A 16345-nucleotide genomic window follows, 5' to 3' on the forward strand; every position below is an offset into this window, starting at 1 on the left:
CGTCGCTCCTTTCGCTGTTCAGCGGGACGCGTCGCGCGCGGCGACGCCACCGCTGTCACTTACGAGAGCCGGGTACCCCGCGGTGGTCGAATCCACACCTGGTCGGCCGGGGTGGTGGTCACTGTTCGGCGACGCCCGAACGGTGGCGCACCGGCTCGCGACCGGCCGGCTGGGGTGGTGGCGGCAGCAACGGATGGCGGGGGACCACCTCGACGGTGGTCGGCACGCGGGTGTTGAGTACCACCTCGTCTCCGGCGTGACGGATGGTCAGTGACCCGTCAGGCCCATCGCGCAAGGTGTAGGTGACGTTGTCGTGGTGCGCGTCGACGGTCACCCGAAAATCTTTCCACCGCAACCGGAACCGCAGACACGAGATGCCGTCGGGCAGGTGCGGGTCCAGCGACAGGAAGCCTTCGTCGTCGCGCAGGCCGCCGAACCCTCCCACCAGTGCCGTCCAGGCGCCGGCAAGCGAGGCCATATGCAGGCCGTCACGGGTGTTTCGGTGCAGGTCCCGCAGATCGATCAGCGCGGCCTCATACGTGTAATCGTGGGCCAGCTCCAGGTGTCCCACCTCGGCACACATCACCGCCTGGGTGCACGCCGACAACGATGAGTCCCGGGTGGTCCGCCGCTCGTAGTAGTCGACGTTGCGGGCCTTCTGCTCGGGGGTGAACGCGTGGCTCTGCCACTGCATGGCCAGCACCAGATCGGCCTGCTTGATGACCTGAGTCGGGTACAGCCGTACGTACGGCTCGTTCAGCAGCAGCGGGTAAGAGGTGTTGGCCGAGAAATCCCACTCCGCCAGTGTGGTGAACCCCTCGGACTGCTGGTGTACGCCTAGTTCTTCGTCGTACGGAATGTGGGCAGCGCCGGCGGCGTCCCGCCACGCCGCGGTCTCCTCGGTGGTCACACCCATCGAGCTAGACAAATCCGGATGGCGCATGCACGCGTCGGCCGCCACCCGCAGGTTGTGTGCGGCCATCAGGTTGGTGAAGACGTTGTCGCGCACGACCGCCGTGTATTCGTCGGGCCCGGTCACTCCGTCCAGGTGCCAGATCCCGTGGCGGTCATGGTGGCCCAACGACATCCACAGCCGGGCGGTGTCCACCAGCACCTCCAGGCCGCACTCCTGCTCAAGCGAATCATCACCGGTGACAATGCGATAACGCTCGAATGCGGCGGCGATATCGGCGTTGATGTGCCAGGCCGCCGTGCCGGCCGGCCAGTAGGCCGAGCATTCCTCGCCCCGGATGGTGCGCCACGGGAAACTGGCCCCCTTCAGATCGAGCAGCGATGCGCGTTCGCGGGCGAGGTCCAGAGTGGAGGCCCGCCACCGCAACGCGTCGGCCGCTGCGTGGGGCTTGGTGTACGTCAGCACGGGCAGTACGAAACCTTCTATGTCCCAGAAGGAATGACCGTCATAGCCCGTGCCGGTCAACCCTTTGCCGGCGATCGCTCGGCGCTCGGCCCGGGCGCTGGCCTGCAGCACGTGGAACAGCCCAAATCGCACCGCCTGTTGGCAGTCCGGGTCGCCCTCGACCTCGACGTCGGCGCAGTCCCAGAACTCGTCGAGGTAGGCACGTTGGGAGTCGAGCAGGCCCTGCCACCCGCTGTAGCGCGCGCCGGTGATGGCAGCGGCGGCCTGATCGCGCAGCGCCGGACGAGAACGCAGGCTCGACCATCCGTAGCCGAGGTATTTGACGATGCGCAGCTTCTGGCCCGGCCGCAGTCCGCAGATGACAGTGGTCCGGGCAAGGTCGTCGCGGGAGTCCGTGCTGATCTCGACCCGCCCCGGCACTTCGACGTCGTGGTCCATCGCGGCGGCCATCATCAGCCCGCTGCCGGGCGTGCGGTGCACCAGAAGCGCACCGTGGTCCGTGTTCTCGTGGTGCACGGCGTGCAGCGCGCGACTCATTACCGCCGAGACGCGGGGATCGTCGGATGTCTCAGGCTGATCCTCGTTGGTGACGAGCTCGGATTGCACTGTCACCCGGGTGAATTCGTCGATCGCTTCGACGGTGTACTCGATGGCGGCGACGCCACGGTGGGCGAACGACACCAGCCGGGTGGTGACGACCTTGACCTGCTTGCCCGCCGGGGAGCGCCAGTGGGCGTGGCGGGTCAGGGTGCCTGCCCGCAGGTCCAGGGTGCGTTCGTGGTCGAGCAGCTCGCCGTAGCGCACGTCGAACGGCTCGTCGTCGACCAGAAGCCGCAGCAGCTTGCCGTTGGTGACGTCGACGACGGTCTGCCCGGCCTCGGGGTAGCCGAAACCGGCCTCGGCGTAGGGCAGTGGGCGCACCTCGAAGAACCCGGCCAGGTACGTCCCGGGCAGGCCGTACGGCTCGCCCTCGTCGAGGTTGCCGCGCAGGCCGATGTGACCGTTGGACAGCGCGAACAGTGATTCGGACTGCGCCAGCAGGTTGAGGTCCAGCCGGGTTTCCCGCACCTGCCACGGTTCTACCGGGTACGCCTCGTGGGTGATCATCATGGCGCTACATCAACTCCGCCAGGTCGGTGACCACGATGTCGGCGCCGTGCTGGCGAAGCTGCTCTGCCTGGCCGACGCGGTCCACGCCCACCACGAAGCCGAACTTTCCGGCCCGGCCCGCTGCCACCCCAGCCAATGCGTCCTCGAACACCGCGGCCTGCGCGGGGGAGACGCCGAGTAGTTCGGCTGCCCGCAGGAAGCTGTCCGGTGCCGGCTTGCCCGGCAGATTTTCGTCGCGCATCGTGACGCCGTCCACGCGTTGCTCGATGAATGTGTCCAACCCGGTGATCTTGAGAACCTCCTCGGTATTGGCGCTCGACGACACCACCGCGCGGCGCAGGCCCGCATCGGTCACGGCCTGCAGATAACGCCGCGACCCTTCGAACACCTCGACCCCGTCCTTGCGCAGGGTCTGGTGGAACATCGCGTTCTTGCGATTGCCGAGACCCTCTATGGTGTCGGAGCCTGTTGGGTCATCGGGTTGACCCTCGGGCAGGTGGATCCCGCGACTGGACAGAAACGACCGGACCCCGTCCTCGCGGCGCTTGCCGTCGACGTAGCGCAGGTAATCGTCATCGATGTCGAACGCGACGAACGGCTCACCGCTGTTTTCGGCCCGCGTGCGCAGATAGTCGTCGAACATGGCCTTCCAGGCCTTCTTGTGCACGCTGGCGGTATCGGTCAGCACACCATCGAGATCGAACAGGCAGGCGGTGATCTGCTCGGGCAGGCCCAGCAATGGGCACCTCGCTTTCGCCGACGTCTCCTTCATCATGCGTAATCACCGCGCGAGGGTGGGTTTAAACACGCCTTCTGTTGCGACTATCCAACGTCTGGGTCGTACCTCGGACTCAACCCGGAGGACGACGGGAACACATCACCCTGAGTTGCGGCGTCATCGGCGTCGGTAGTGAACGCGCGACTTGGCCCAGGTCCGACCGCGACCGCAGCGTCATTCGGCAGGTGCATCGAGGAATCGGGCTCATGCACATCGAAAACCAGTCGAAAACCAGTCGAAAACAAGTGGTTCGATCGGGGTGACCGTCACAAGGCCCACATTCGGGTGCCATTTGCCCAGATTTCCGGCACCGCGAGCACGCTCTGACCTGCCCTCTAGACTGTTGCGGTGGCTTCTCCATCTCCCCGTCCCGTCCTCGTCGTCGACTTCGGCGCGCAGTACGCACAGCTGATCGCTCGCCGGGTCCGTGAGGCGCGGGTGTTTTCCGAGGTCATCCCGCACACCACCACGGTCGAGGAGATCAAGGCCAAGGATCCGCAGGCCATCGTGCTGTCGGGCGGCCCGGCCAGCGTGTACGCCGAGGGTGCTCCGCGCCTGGATCCCGCGCTGTTCGATCTCGACGTGCCGGTGTTCGGCATCTGCTACGGCTTCCAGGCCATGGCCCAGGCGCTCGGCGGCACCGTCGAACACACCGGGACCAGCGAGTATGGGCGCACTGAGCTGAATGTCACCGGCGGTGACCTGCATGCTGAGCTGCCCGCCAGCCAGCCGGTATGGATGAGCCACGGTGACGCGGTCACCGCCGCGCCGGAGGGCTTCCAGGTGATCGCCTCCAGCACCGGCGCTCCGGTCGCGGGCTTCGAGAATCGGGCCCGCCGACTGGCCGGCGTGCAGTACCACCCGGAGGTGCTGCATTCCCCGCACGGCCAGCAGGTGCTGAGCCGGTTCCTGCACGAGTTCGCCGGCATCGGCGCGACGTGGACGGCCGCCAACATCGCTGAGCAGTTGATCGAGGCGGTGCGCGCTCAGATCGGCGACGGCCAAGCCATCTGTGGGCTGTCCGGCGGTGTCGACTCCGCGGTGGCCGCCGCGCTGGTGCAACGGGCCATCGGGGATCGGCTCACGTGCGTGTTCGTCGACCACGGCCTGCTGCGGGCGGGGGAGCGGGCGCAGGTCCAGCGTGATTTCGTCGCCGCGACCGGCGCCAAGCTGGTGACCGTCGACGTCGCCGACCGCTTCCTCGAAGCACTGACCGGTGTCACGAACCCCGAGGGCAAGCGCAAGATCATCGGCCGCGAGTTCATCCGCGCGTTCGAGGGTGCAGTGCGCGACACCCTCAGCGAGGCGGACATCGAGTACCTGGTGCAGGGCACGCTGTATCCCGACGTCGTGGAATCCGGTGGCGGTACCGGCACGGCCAACATCAAGAGCCACCACAACGTCGGTGGCCTGCCCGAGGATCTCAAGTTCAAGCTCGTCGAGCCGCTGCGGTTGCTGTTCAAGGACGAGGTTCGCGCGGTGGGTCGTGAACTCGGCCTGCCCGAGGAAATCGTTGCCCGCCAACCCTTCCCGGGTCCAGGGCTGGGCATCCGCATCGTGGGCGAGGTGACGGCCGACCGGCTCGACACCCTGCGCCGCGCCGACGCGATCGCCCGCGAGGAGCTCACCGCCGCCGGTCTGGATCAGCAGATCTGGCAGTGCCCGGTGGTGCTGCTGGCCGACGTGCGGTCGGTCGGTGTGCAGGGTGACGGACGTACCTACGGCCACCCGATCGTGCTGCGGCCCGTGTCGAGTGAGGACGCCATGACGGCGGACTGGACCCGGGTGCCTTACGAAGTGCTGGAACGGATCTCGACCCGGATCACCAACGAGGTGCCCGAGGTCAACCGGGTGGTGCTGGATGTCACCAGCAAGCCGCCGGGCACCATCGAGTGGGAGTAGTTCTCTCCCGCGAGCAGTTTCATGTCTGCTCGGCAGGGTTTGCGGCGGCCTTCTCGACGTACTCGGTCAACATCTGACTGACGACCGATTCGATGGTCGACTCGATCGAGGCCGCCAGCGTCGCACTGACCGCCGATACCGCCTCGGTGCGGAAGCGGATCAGCATGGTGATCAGATCGGCCACTTCGGTATCCGCGGGCAACGACTCGCCGGGCTTGATCTTCTCGGATACCTGATCCACCCCGGCCCGCACCAGGATCGAGCTGATCTGATCCAACAATGGCACCACCTGCTCGTGCACGTCGATCAGGGTATCGATCGGCACCCCGTACTGTCGGATCTCATTGAACGCCTCGATCAGCTTGGGCCGCACGATGATTGCCTCATCTGACGACTTCTCGACCTTGATCACACCGTTGGTCACCAGCCGGTCGAACCCGGCGTCGTCATCGGCCAGCCGCTTGGCCTCGGCCAGCGGCACGCGCTCGGGTTTCTCGGTCGCCCAGCTGCCCGCAATGGCGTCCTCCAGACCCAGCACGTCGGCGATGTCCTTGCCCTGCTCCCAGGCGCTGAGCATCTCGTGGACATGCGCGATGTTGTAGCCCCGGTCCAGCATCGAGGTGATCAGCCGCAGCCGGGTCAGGTGCGTGTCGTTGAACAGCGCGATCCGGCCGACCCGTAGCGGTGGGTGCAGCAATCCCCGGTCGCGGTACACCCGGATGTTGCGGGTCGTGGTGTCAGCCAGCCGTGCGAGCTCCTCGATCCGGTACTCGCCGGACGCTGCAGCGCCATGGGGTTGTACGGCGGCGTCGAACAGCTGTGACACCGCTGTTTCGATGACGTCGCGCGATCCGCGCCGGATCTGCCTCGGCGCCCGGCGCAGGCCGGTGAGGATGGTCGAGATGGCGCCCGCCGGCTGGCGGGGCTGCTTGGCTGCCATCACGCCGAGGAGCTGATCGCGACACGTGCGTCGCGCACCGCTACGTCATAGTCGCCGAGCCGGAAATCCCGCATCTGTCGAAGATACTGGGTGGCGGTTCCGGGATACATCGACGCGTTGAATCCGTCCGCGGTCAGGTACCAGCTGGTGCACCCCGACATCCAGGTGGTTTTCGTCAGCCGCTGCTGCAGTCGGGCGTTGTAACGCTGCTGTACTTCGGCGCGCACGTCGAGGTGGCGCAGATTCTTGCGGAGGATGGTGCTGATGCCGGTGACGGCGTAGTCGATCTGCCCCTCGACGTAGACGAGCAGCGAGTTGTGCCCGGGCCCGGAGTTGGGTCCGGTCATCAGGAACAGGTTCGGGTACCCGTGGACGTTGATGCTCTTGTACGCCTGGGCCCCGCCGGTCCACTCGTCGGCCAGGGATCTGCCGCCCAGACCGGTGACCGGATAGGGCGGCCCGGTGAGATGGACGTCGAAGCCGGTCGCGAACACGATCGCGTCGAGGTGGTGCTCGATACCGTCGCTGGTGCGGATGCCCACCGGGCTCATCGTGGCGATCGGCCAGTCGACCAGCTTGCAGTTGTCGCGCTGCAGTGCCGGGTAGTAATCGCTGGAGACGAGCATGCGCTTGCAGCCGGGAGTGAAATCCGGGGTCAGCTGTCTGCGCAACCACGGGTCGGAAACCTGTCGGCGCAGATGCGCCTTGCCGACTCGGGCGACCAGGGAAGTCAGCGGAGTGTCCCACACCATGGCCGTCGCGCTGGCCTCGTGACCCCAGAACAGGATCTGCCGAGCGAGCTGTTGTACGGCAGGCACTTTCGTGAACAACGTGCGTGCCGCCGGCGGTGTGGCGATGTCCAGCCGTGGGATCACCCAACCTGGGGTGCGCTGGAACACCTTCACGAAGCCCGCCGTCTTGACCAGTTCCGGGATGATCTGCACGGCGCTGGCGCCGGTGCCGATGACGGCGACGCGCTTGCCGGTGACGTCGTACTCGTGATCCCAGTTGGCACTGTGGATCTTGTGCCCCTGATAGGTGTCCAGTCCACGGATGTCGGGCCATTTGTGGTCGGGCAGAGGACCGGAGGCCAAGACGACGGTGCGGGCCTGGAATCGCTTACGTCCCGTCGTCTTGACTGTCCAGACCCCTTCGGCTTCGTCGAACGACAGACCGTTGACCTCGATGCCGAACTGGATGCGCCGGCGCAGGTCGAACGAGTCGACCATGTCCTCGATGTGTTGACGGATCTCGTCGGCCGGGGAGTACGCCCGGGACCAGTCCGGCTTCTTGACGAACGAGAACGAGTACAGCAGCGACGGAATGTCGCAGGCCGCACCGGGATAGGTGTTGTCCCGCCAGGTTCCGCCGACCCGGTCCGAGCGGTCCAGGATGACGAAGTCGTCGACACCGGCCTCGATGAGCTTGATGGCCGTGCCGATTCCGGTGAACCCGGCGCCGACGATCAGGGTGTCATAGGTGTGCATATCAGGCCGCCGGTTCGTGGGTCAGCTCTTTGAACCAGCTGGGTATCGGCCGCAGCAGCGTCTTCGGATAGCGGTCGGACGCCCACACCATCGGATTGGCGATCCAGTGGTAAGGGTGGCGCGGGTTGGTGACCATCCGGCCGTGCAGTTTGAGCAGCTGATAGGTCGGTACCCGCCAGGTGTATTCGGCGCGTCCGCCGAGTTCCTTGAAACGCATCATCGCCTTGTAGAGCTTCTCGGGTTGCAGCCCCATGTCGACGATGTTGTTGCGCATCCGGTTGAGTAGTGGCACGTACATCAAGGTGCCGATGATCACACCCGGTGAAGCCACGTTGCCGACGAACTCGACTGCCAGGCGTCGCGCGCTGGAGTGGCCGATCATGTTGAGCACCTCGAAATCAACGGCGATATGCCGGGATTCATCGTTGTTGATCTTCTCGAAGACCTGGTGGCAGATCGGGTCGTCGACCTCCTCGAGCAGGAACTTGAGCAAGGCGCCGTCGAGCGCCACCTCGAGCATCGGGATCACGGTGCCCAGCACGGACAGCGACATGTTGTCCGAGAATGTGTCCAGCCATTCGATCGCCAGCCGGATGTTGACGTTCGGCTCGGGCATCTCGCCATCTTCGAGCATGCCCCAGCGCTTCATCAGCGCCAGTTCGGCATTGGCGTGCCGCTGTTCCTCGGCGTGGAAATAGCGGTAGATCTCGGCGATGGTGGGGGTCGGCGCCTTCTTGGCCAGCGCAGCGAATCCCCGCGCACCGACATTCTCGATCCAGCACAGATCGGCCATGAAAGCCTTGAGTTTCGGCTTCATCTCGTCGGTGATGGTTTCCGCACCCGGGGCGCCCCAGTCGATGTCGGCCAGGGCCCACTGGCGGTCCTTGATCTTCGCCAGCATTCGTTCCATATCCATCGCCATGGCTAAACCTCCTCGTGACTGGTGATGCGGGTCGTCAACCCCACCGCTCGTGTGTAGACGGTCGGGGTGAGACGTTTGATGCCCCAACCGATCCGGGCGTCGGGTTGCGGCATGCAGTACAGGCCGCCACGATCGTTGGTGTCCAGGCACATCCGTGCGACCCGTTCGGGGGAGAACCCGGTCCAGCGCATCAGCCGGTCGGCGAGTTGGGTGGATTGTTCGGTGATCCGGCCAGACGTGACGATGTTGGTCTTGACGAATGTCGGGCACAACACCGTGACGTTGATACCCGTGCCGGACAGCTCGGCGGCCAGGGTCTCCGAAAGCGACAGTGTCCCTGCCTTGCTGACGTTGTAGGCGGCCATGCCGGGAGCCGCGCCGAACGCCGCCGCCGAGGCGACGTTGATGATGCCGCGTGGTCGGCCGGAGTCTGCCGCCCGCAAGATGGGGGTGAACACGTGGCAGCCATGGATGGGTCCCCACAGATTGACGCCGAGCACCCAGTTCCAGTCATCGACGCTGACCTCGCCGACGGGTTGTCCGCCCGCCCCGACGCCGGCGTTGTTGATGACCAGGGACGGCGGCCCGTCGAACCAGGCCTGGGCGGCCTCGGCGAGGTGGCTGACTTCCTCGACCTGGGATACGTCGCAGCGCAGCGCGGTGGCGGCACCGCCGTCGGCGACGATGGCATCGGCGGTGGCGCGCGCCGCGGCCTCGTCGATGTCGCTGCAGACCACCCGACCGCTGCGGGCGGCCAGTTCGCGGGCGAACGCGGCGCCGATGCCGCTACCCGCGCCGGTGACGATGGCGTCGGCGTGCCGGCTGCGTTTGTGGCCGGATCCGAAGAAGTTCATCCGGAAACCCCGATAGTGTTGCAGCGCAGGGTTTCTGAGATTGGTCCTGCGGCTTGCCGCATGGCCGGGTGAATTCCGGTGGTTCCGGACATGGGGCCTCCTCGTTGAAGCGTACGAGGAGTACATCAACAATTGATGACATTTGTCAATGTCAACAATTGCCATCGTCAGATGTCCACGTGTCCGTGCGGCGGGAACGCTATCGAGGTGGGTCGCCGCGCCAACGAAAACTGTTGACGTACTTGCCCATATCCTGCGCGAGATCCAGGTTGGCGCCCGAGGGCAGGCCCGGGCCGAAATCGGGACCGTATTGGCGGTACGGTCCGGCAGCGACGGCTATCAGCGCCAGGTCGTTTTTGACCGCAGCCACAATGATCACCCGCAACCGCATGTAATCGCCGGTGGCATTCTGCGGCCAGCTGTCGAGGACCATGCCGTACCCGGGCTGATAGCCGACCATCGCATTCGGAATCTCGTAGTCCACATCTGCGTCGGGATAAGTGTCCTCGACCAGCGTGTCCGTGATCTCTCTCGGCGTTCGCCCCTCGGCCGGTCGGCTGATCAGTTGCATGGTGCCGCCGTCGTCGATCAGATAATCGGCTGTCACACCGTCATCGGCGGTGCTCACCTGGTACACCGTGCCGGTGGCGGGATAAGAGACCGAGAACGAGCCGTCGGGCGCGGTGAAGCGGGGGTTCGTCGTTACCGGCTCGCTGATCGGCGGACTGCCGCAGTCTGGCGGGCACACATAACGTGCCGGCGGTCTGCTGACCAATGCCGACACCCCGAGGAGGGCAACTGCCAGCACCGTGGCGGCGACACCCCACGTCCTTGCCAGTCGGCCGTAGCCGGTGCGGCGCATCTGCTGCGATGACACGCGGGTGGCGACGCCGCAACGCGGGCAGAACGTCATGGCGGCGACGACGTGGTCGCAGTGCGGGCACAGCAACGTCTGGTCGGCGCGGGTCTCATCGTGCGCTTCGTGTAACAAGGCCAACTGCAGGCCGACTCGTAATGCCAGTACTGCCAACACCATCACCACAAGGTGTACTGCGAACACCAATAGCTCTGGCGCCGGTGCGACGTCGATCAGTCCGAGAGCAGCGTAGGCGGCGGGGACGACGAGGACCGCCAGTCCGAGCATCGCGCGCACCCGGGTCCATCGACCCGCCTGGTCCGCCGGTGGGGTGAACCACAGCACGACGCCGACGAGACCGCCGGCGGCGGCGGCGGTCAGCGGCACTGTCACCGCCTGGATTCCGGCCTGGACCAGCAGCCCGCTCAACGGCCGGTCGTGGTCGACCATCCCGTCGTCGACCTGAGGAGCCAACCGGCTCAGCGTGGCGGCCGCGGTGAAGGCCAGTGCGCCCAGGGCGCCGATCGTAAAGCCGCTCAGTGAGTTTCGCCTCCGCGGACCGAGCAGACGGATCACCGCCACCGGGGCGATCATCAGCAGCATGGCGCCAAGCGGGACACCCAGGCCGTCGCGCATGATTCGGTACGGCGACATGCCGGCGCCCATCGGTATGTCGTACTCGCGGGCCACCGCTGTTCCGGTCAGCAACGCCCAACCGGCGCCCAGTCCGGCGCCCAAAATGACGGTGAGCAACAGCGTGCGCACCGAAACACTCTGAGAGGAGCCGGATTCGCGCAGATACGTGAGGAACAGCAGTGGCACCCCGAATGCGGCGAGCGCGATGATGGCAGCGGGCAGTCGCAGTAATGCACAGGTGGTGACCGCAACCACCAGCGTTACGACCGCCAGGCGGAACGGTGCGCGCGAATGTTGCGGTAGCGCAGGGAACAGCGAGCTGACCACCGTCGGTCGGAGCACATGTTCGCCACGGCCTGCGCAGTACGCCCGGATTCGCAACCCTGCGGGCGCATCATGCTGTGGGTCGACATGGGCACCGCACAGACCGCAGAACGCGCCTGCTGGAACATCGGCCCGGCACACCCGGCATTCGATGGTGGGCACTCGGTCGTCGGAGCCGTTTCAGGTGCTATTGCCCGTGAGGGCTGCCGAGCCCGTGCCGCCCGGTGGGCGGGGCCGCCGGTTCTACGTGGGTGGGGGTGAACTTGTTGGCGCCGCCGGGGGTGACCTGCTTCTCGGTGGGCTCCACGGGCGGAGGCGCCGACGGCGTGGTGGTTGTCGTCGTGGTGGTCGTGGTCGGCGTCGTGGTCTCGGGTGCTTTTTCGCCGGTACCGCAAGCGGTCAGCCCAACCATCCCGACGGCCGCAGCAGATGCCGCGGTGACTGCGAGGCGACGAGTTAATCGACGTGACCTCATGTTTTGTCCTAACTGTCCCCCGAGGGGCGATTCGTATGCAGGCGTCGAAACGGACCGGCTAGCAAACTCTATCCCAGTGCGCCCCGGCGTGGGTGTCAATTCTGTGTTTCGACGGGGGATCAGCGAGCCGGGTCTCCGCGCCAGCGGAAGCTGTTGACGTACTTACCCATGTCCAGCGCCAGCTGCAGGTTGGCGCCGGAGGGCTTACTGGCGCCTGAGTCGGGTCCGAACTCCCGGTAGGGGCCGACGGCCGACGCGATGAGCGCCAGGTCATCTTTCACCGCGACCAGCACCAGCACTCGCATCCGCATGTAGTTGCTGGTGGCGCCCTGCGGCCAGTAGTCGGCGACCAGCCCGAACCCGGGTTGGTAGCCCACCATCGCATTGGGAATCAGGTAGGCGGTCCTGGTATCCGGAAATGTCCTTCTGACAAGGGAATTGGCGATATCCTGGGCGCCACGCCCAGCTGCGGGCTTGCTGAACAACTGCAGCATACCGCCGTCACCGGCTTGGAATTTCGCAGTCACACCGGTCGAATCGGTGCTGACTCTGTAGGCGGCGGAGTCCACCGGGTAGGAGACCGAGAAGCTGCCGTCGGGGGCGGTGAACACCGGATTGATCGCTACGGCCTGCCCCATCGGGGGCAGTCCGCAGTCCGGTGGGCACATGTAGCGGGCCGGGGGCTTGCTCGTCATTGCGGACACCGAGACCAGGACCGCGGCCACGACCGCGATTGCGATGCCCAGGACCGTCAGCAGTTTGCGCTTGGACGCTCCGCGGACGTCTCTGGTTCTGCCCGCCGCAATGGGTACGGCATAGCCGGGAAAGAACGTGGTCACTGGGTGTCCGATTCCGGATACCGGACTGGCCGGTGCTCGCGACGTTCGGACCGGGAGGTACGCGACGACGCATGGGTAGCCGCTCCACAGACCGCGCAGAACGCCATATCGGGCACCACCTGGCCACAGCGCGGACAGAGGATGGGCTGATCGGAAGCGGTCTCGTCGTGCTGTTCATGCAGCAGGGCCAGGTGCAGCCCGATGCGCAGCAGAAACAGGGCCACGAGCGTGATTGTCAGATGAATCGCCAGTTGCAGCCATTGCGCCACACCTACGACATCGACGAGCCCGAGAACCGCGTAGACGGCGATGACGGCGAACCCGAAGCAAAACAGCGCCGCCCGCACATAGCCGGGATGCTGATGAGCTTTGCTCGGGGGACGGGTGAACCACAGCGCGGCGCCGATCAGACCGCCGACTGCCGCGGCGGTCAGGGGGACTGCGACACCACGGATTCCGGCCTCGACGAGTAGCCCGGTCATCGGGCGGTCGCGCGCCACCATACCGGTGGCGAGCTGTGGTGCCAGCCGGGTCAGGGTGGCCGCCGCGGTGAAGACCGTCGCGCCCAGTGCGCCGATCATGAACCCGTCCAACGATTCCCGGCTCGGGGGGCGTAGCAACCGGACCAGCGCCGCGGGCACCAACATCAACAACAGGCCACCCAGCGGAATCCCCAAGCCATTGCGCACGATCCGGAATCCGGTCACCCCGGCACCGAGCGGGACGCCGTAGGACTTGGCCATTATCTGACCGGTGAGCAGCACCCATCCGACGCCCAATGCAATTCCCAGCACGATGGTCAGCGCCAGATTGCCGCGGTGCAGATCACGGAATGCGTCGGACTCCTGGAGATAGATCACGAACAGCAATGGAAGCCCGAGTGCAGCGAGGGCGATCAGAGCCGCAGGCAACCTCAGCAGCGCACAGGCCACTAATCCCGCAACCAGGACCAGCATCGCGACCCGGAATGGGGCACGGGATTGCTGCGACAGTTGGGGGAACAGCGAGCTGGCGATCGACGGGCGCAGCAGGTGCTCTTCGGGGGCGACGCAGGATGCGCTGGGGCGCAACCATTCCGGTCCGTCACCTCGTTCCTTGTCGAGCGGTACGCCGCACAGGCCGCAGTACTTGCCGTCCGGCACGTCGACCTTGCACACGCGGCACTCGGTGGTAGGTACGTCTTCGTTGGGTGTTTCGGTCATCGGTTCGCCTTCTGCAGGACAAGAAGGTTCTTGGCGAGGTTTTCCACATCAGGTGTGCCCAGCCCGGTCACCAGGTCGTAGCCGGGTCCGGCGACGGCGACTGCGTTGCCGCCGAGGGTGACATCGCGGAACGCGGGCAGCGGTGCTCCTTTGGCGATGCGGTAGAGCATCGGATTGAGATGGCCCAACGCCCGCCCGCCGTTGGAGGTCAGGTACTGGTTCATCACCGCGGCGATGCCGGCCCACAGCGGTGCGGCTTGTGAGGTGCCCCCGCCGACCAGAACCTGGCCGTTCAGAACGATTTTCACCCCGGTGAACGGATCGGCGACAGCGGCGATGTCGGGGGTGAGGCGCCGCCCGGCGCCGCCGGCTTCGGTGCTGCCGGGCGCGGAAAGGCCGCGCTGCCAGTCCGGGCGGTCGAACAGTGACGACACCCCGCCGCCGGTGCCCTGCGACAGCGGGACGTCGAACCAGGCCTGTTCGGCCAGCCAGGCGCCGTCGGTATCGGTGGACAGTGAGGTGCCGCCCACACTGGTCATCTCGGGCAGCGAGGCCACCGAATCCAGGCCGACGTCATCGGGGCCTGGCGCGGATGACCAGTCCTGTCCGCCTCGGCATTCCAGGCCGGCCAGATCACCGCTGGCGTCGAACGCGGTGGTTCCGCGAGTATGTGCGGCGGCCAGTGCGGAGCGGACGGGCGCGAGGTCGGCCGCGGTGAGCAGCTTGTCGCAGCCCCAGCCGATCGAGAAGCTCCACACCGCGCCGGGAAACTGCTGGTCGGTGGATTCCAGCAGCTGCCCGATCTTTTCGTAGGCGCCGTCACCCTGCACCGTCGGCCGGGCGTTGACCACGACCTTCTGCGCTTCAGGAGCGATGGCGTGCGCGATCTGTAGATCCATGGTGGTTTCACCGTGTGGTGCGCTCGGTTGCCCTCCGACCACGACCGGTGTGAACGTCGGCAGGCCGAAGGACGTGGAGAACGTGTCGAGATCAGCCTGGTCGAAGCCATCGAACGCGAAGATCACGATGGTGCTGCCCTTGCCGGTGAACCCTTGTCGAGCCAGGCCGGAGAGGTTGTAGGTGTTGAGCAGCTCCTGGGGCGTCAGTCCGCGGTCGGGCACATCCAGCGGCAGGTGCCGCAGGTCCGGCCGGGACATCCGGTACGGCGTGTAGCCGAGGACGCGGCCGATTTCGGTGACTTCTCCGTGCAGCGTTTCGGGTATCGACGGCTGCTGTGGGGAGGCGTAGAACACCTGGCCGCGCCTGCCCCGGTAGTCGTGGATGTCCACCTCGAAAGCGCTTGCCATATTGGTGGGTTCGCCTGCCACGATCGCCCAGGCATCGCCGGGGCGCCACCGGACCGACAGCTCGTGCTCGGCGGCCCACCGGAAGAGCGCCGTGGGCCGTGCTGTGCCGTGCAGGGTCAGGGTGAGCTGGGCCGAGCCGTTGTCGGCAGGGCCGAGATCGGTTGAGGCCGCTATCAATTGGGCGTACGGGCCGGCAATCTGGCCGGAGCTTCGAGCCGGCCCGGGCGCCAACCCGTCCTGGGGAGAGGTCTGTAGATCAGAGACCAGCAGTGCACCGACCATGGTCAGCGCCAGTAGCACCCGCCCAGGGGTGATGCGGATCCCGGCCATGCGCGAACGACCGACTTTCTGTGTCGCGGTCTAGTTGTCGCCGGGGATGGCAGTCGGTGCCGGCGGCGCCTTGACGTCGGGGGTGAACAGGTTGCCGCCGGTGGGGTTGATCGACTTCTCGGTCGGTTCGACCGATGGCGGCGGGGCGGGAGTGGCCGGCGTGGTGGTGGTCGTCGTGGTCGGGGTGGTGGTCTCGGGACCTTTTTCTTCTTCGGTGCCGCACGCCGCGGTGAACGAGATCATCCCGATGACCGCGGCACCGCCTGCGATGACGGTGAGCCGACGAGTCAATTGCCGTGACTTCATGTTATGTGTCCTCACTCACTGACCCCCGCGCTTCGGTGCAGAGCGACCTTCGGCGTTGGTGATTCCCACTGTTCGCAACGGCAAATCGTGGCTCAAGGCACATCCCGAAAGCAGGGTTCTGATGCACGAACTTTAACTCAGTGGTGTAACGCCCGCAGGAACATTCCTGCGGGCGTACCTGACGGGGCAGCGTTGGTGACCCGGTCCTATCCGGTGTTGTCCTTGTTGCCGGGCTTGGCGGTCGCCGGTCCCGGTGCCTTCAGGTCGGGCGTGAACAGGTTGCCGCCGGTGGGGTTGATCGACTTCTCGGTCGGTTCGACCGATGGCGGCGGGGCGGGAGTGGCCGGCGTGGTGGTGGTGGTGGTCGTCGTCGTGGTCGGCGTGGTGGTCTCGGGACCTTTTTCTTCTTCGGTGCCGCACGCCGCGGTGAACGAAATCATCCCGATGACCGCGGCACCGCCTGCGATGACGGTGAGCCGACGAGTCAACTGTCCTGATTTCATGCTGGTTTCCTCACTGTCCCCCGTGTTGTTACAGAGCTTGGCCTTCGGCGAATCGCGTGGATTCCCACTACTTGCAACGCAAATGGTGCCCAGCCCCATCCCGAAGCGGGTTCTGGTAACCCGAACTCTAACCGAAGGTCAGCGCGGTCGCAGATCCATTCCTGCCGGCCCTGCCTTTCCGGGCCGATGACCGCTG

The 16345-nt window shown here is 66.1% G+C and carries 14 protein-coding genes; 1 reads left to right on the forward strand and 13 read right to left on the reverse strand.

Annotated elements, in window-relative coordinates:
* Nucleotides 1-118 precede the first annotated feature (118 nt).
* A complete protein-coding gene (locus HBE63_RS02480) occupies nucleotides 119-2485 on the reverse strand; it encodes a glycoside hydrolase family 65 protein (RefSeq protein ID WP_166909279.1) in 2367 nt (788 codons plus the stop codon).
* A 7-nt stretch (nucleotides 2486-2492) separates the two neighbouring features.
* The gene (locus HBE63_RS02485; protein WP_208301285.1) at nucleotides 2493-3263 is read right to left on the reverse strand and encodes a beta-phosphoglucomutase family hydrolase; all 771 of its coding nucleotides are present in this window, start codon (nucleotides 3261-3263) and stop codon (nucleotides 2493-2495) included.
* 351 nt (nucleotides 3264-3614) lie between these two features.
* On the opposite strand from HBE63_RS02485, the gene guaA reads away from it, so the two are divergent.
* Nucleotides 3615-5168: a glutamine-hydrolyzing GMP synthase gene (gene guaA, locus HBE63_RS02490; protein WP_166902977.1), complete on the forward strand. Its 1554-nt coding sequence runs from the start codon at nucleotides 3615-3617 to the stop codon at nucleotides 5166-5168.
* Nucleotides 5169-5187: 19 nt separating this feature from the next.
* On the opposite strand, the gene HBE63_RS02495 is transcribed toward guaA, so the two are convergent.
* From HBE63_RS02495 to HBE63_RS02545, 11 genes are all read right to left on the reverse strand, one after another.
* On the reverse strand, nucleotides 5188-6108 hold the full coding sequence (locus HBE63_RS02495; protein ID WP_166902978.1) for a MerR family transcriptional regulator: 921 nt from the start codon (nucleotides 6106-6108) through the stop codon (nucleotides 5188-5190).
* Nucleotides 6108-7595 carry an NAD(P)/FAD-dependent oxidoreductase gene (locus HBE63_RS02500; protein ID WP_166902980.1) on the reverse strand — a complete coding sequence of 496 codons (1488 nt, stop codon included), beginning with the start codon at nucleotides 7593-7595 and terminating at the stop codon, nucleotides 6108-6110. Before HBE63_RS02500 ends, HBE63_RS02495 begins: the two co-directional genes overlap by 1 nt.
* A gap of 1 nt (nucleotide 7596) precedes the next feature.
* Complete coding sequence (locus HBE63_RS02505) at nucleotides 7597-8517, reverse strand: ferritin-like domain-containing protein (protein ID WP_166902981.1); 921 nt, start codon at nucleotides 8515-8517, stop codon at nucleotides 7597-7599.
* 2 nt (nucleotides 8518-8519) lie between these two features.
* Nucleotides 8520-9371 carry an SDR family oxidoreductase gene (locus tag HBE63_RS02510; RefSeq protein WP_166902983.1) on the reverse strand — a complete coding sequence of 284 codons (852 nt, stop codon included), beginning with the start codon at nucleotides 9369-9371 and terminating at the stop codon, nucleotides 8520-8522.
* 199 nt (nucleotides 9372-9570) lie between these two features.
* A complete protein-coding gene (locus HBE63_RS02515; protein ID WP_243858464.1) occupies nucleotides 9571-11349 on the reverse strand; it encodes a zinc ribbon domain-containing protein in 1779 nt (592 codons plus the stop codon).
* A gap of 25 nt (nucleotides 11350-11374) precedes the next feature.
* Nucleotides 11375-11662, reverse strand: coding sequence for a hypothetical protein (locus tag HBE63_RS02520; protein ID WP_166902985.1), 288 nt, complete (start codon nucleotides 11660-11662; stop codon nucleotides 11375-11377).
* Between the two features lie 119 nt (nucleotides 11663-11781).
* Nucleotides 11782-12501 (reverse strand): hypothetical protein, encoded by a 720-nt coding sequence (locus HBE63_RS02525; protein WP_166902986.1) that lies wholly within the window; start codon nucleotides 12499-12501, stop codon nucleotides 11782-11784.
* A complete protein-coding gene (locus HBE63_RS02530) occupies nucleotides 12498-13703 on the reverse strand; it encodes a zinc ribbon domain-containing protein (RefSeq protein WP_166902988.1) in 1206 nt (401 codons plus the stop codon). The genes HBE63_RS02525 and HBE63_RS02530 overlap by 4 nt, the downstream gene beginning before the upstream one ends.
* A complete protein-coding gene (locus HBE63_RS02535; protein ID WP_166902990.1) occupies nucleotides 13700-15340 on the reverse strand; it encodes a S53 family peptidase in 1641 nt (546 codons plus the stop codon). Before HBE63_RS02535 ends, HBE63_RS02530 begins: the two co-directional genes overlap by 4 nt.
* A 30-nt stretch (nucleotides 15341-15370) precedes the next feature.
* Entirely contained in the window at nucleotides 15371-15646 is a 276-nt protein-coding gene (locus tag HBE63_RS02540) for a hypothetical protein (protein ID WP_166902992.1), read from the reverse strand.
* Between the two features lie 206 nt (nucleotides 15647-15852).
* Nucleotides 15853-16149 (reverse strand): hypothetical protein, encoded by a 297-nt coding sequence (locus tag HBE63_RS02545; RefSeq protein WP_166902993.1) that lies wholly within the window; start codon nucleotides 16147-16149, stop codon nucleotides 15853-15855.
* Nucleotides 16150-16345 lie beyond the last annotated feature (196 nt).

It is taken from the genome of Mycobacterium sp. DL440, from assembly GCF_011745145.1.
GTDB lineage: Bacteria > Actinomycetota > Actinomycetes > Mycobacteriales > Mycobacteriaceae > Mycobacterium.

Bases quoted from the DNA above. Each gene is read 5' to 3' on its own strand.
- HBE63_RS02480 (WP_166909279.1), bottom strand. From the start codon at position 2,485: ATGATCACCCACGAGGCGTACCCGGTAGAACCGTGGCAGGTGCGGGAA.
- HBE63_RS02485 (WP_208301285.1), bottom strand. From the start codon at position 3,263: ATGATGAAGGAGACGTCGGCGAAAGCGAGGTGCCCATTGCTGGGCCTG.
- HBE63_RS02495 (WP_166902978.1), bottom strand. From the start codon at position 6,108: ATGGCAGCCAAGCAGCCCCGCCAGCCGGCGGGCGCCATCTCGACCATC.
- HBE63_RS02500 (WP_166902980.1), bottom strand. From the start codon at position 7,595: ATGCACACCTATGACACCCTGATCGTCGGCGCCGGGTTCACCGGAATC.
- HBE63_RS02505 (WP_166902981.1), bottom strand. From the start codon at position 8,517: ATGGCGATGGATATGGAACGAATGCTGGCGAAGATCAAGGACCGCCAG.
- HBE63_RS02510 (WP_166902983.1), bottom strand. From the start codon at position 9,371: ATGAACTTCTTCGGATCCGGCCACAAACGCAGCCGGCACGCCGACGCC.
- HBE63_RS02520 (WP_166902985.1), bottom strand. From the start codon at position 11,662: ATGAGGTCACGTCGATTAACTCGTCGCCTCGCAGTCACCGCGGCATCT.
- HBE63_RS02530 (WP_166902988.1), bottom strand. From the start codon at position 13,703: ATGACCGAAACACCCAACGAAGACGTACCTACCACCGAGTGCCGCGTG.
- HBE63_RS02535 (WP_166902990.1), bottom strand. From the start codon at position 15,340: ATGGCCGGGATCCGCATCACCCCTGGGCGGGTGCTACTGGCGCTGACC.
- HBE63_RS02540 (WP_166902992.1), bottom strand. From the start codon at position 15,646: ATGAAGTCACGGCAATTGACTCGTCGGCTCACCGTCATCGCAGGCGGT.
- HBE63_RS02545 (WP_166902993.1), bottom strand. From the start codon at position 16,149: ATGAAATCAGGACAGTTGACTCGTCGGCTCACCGTCATCGCAGGCGGT.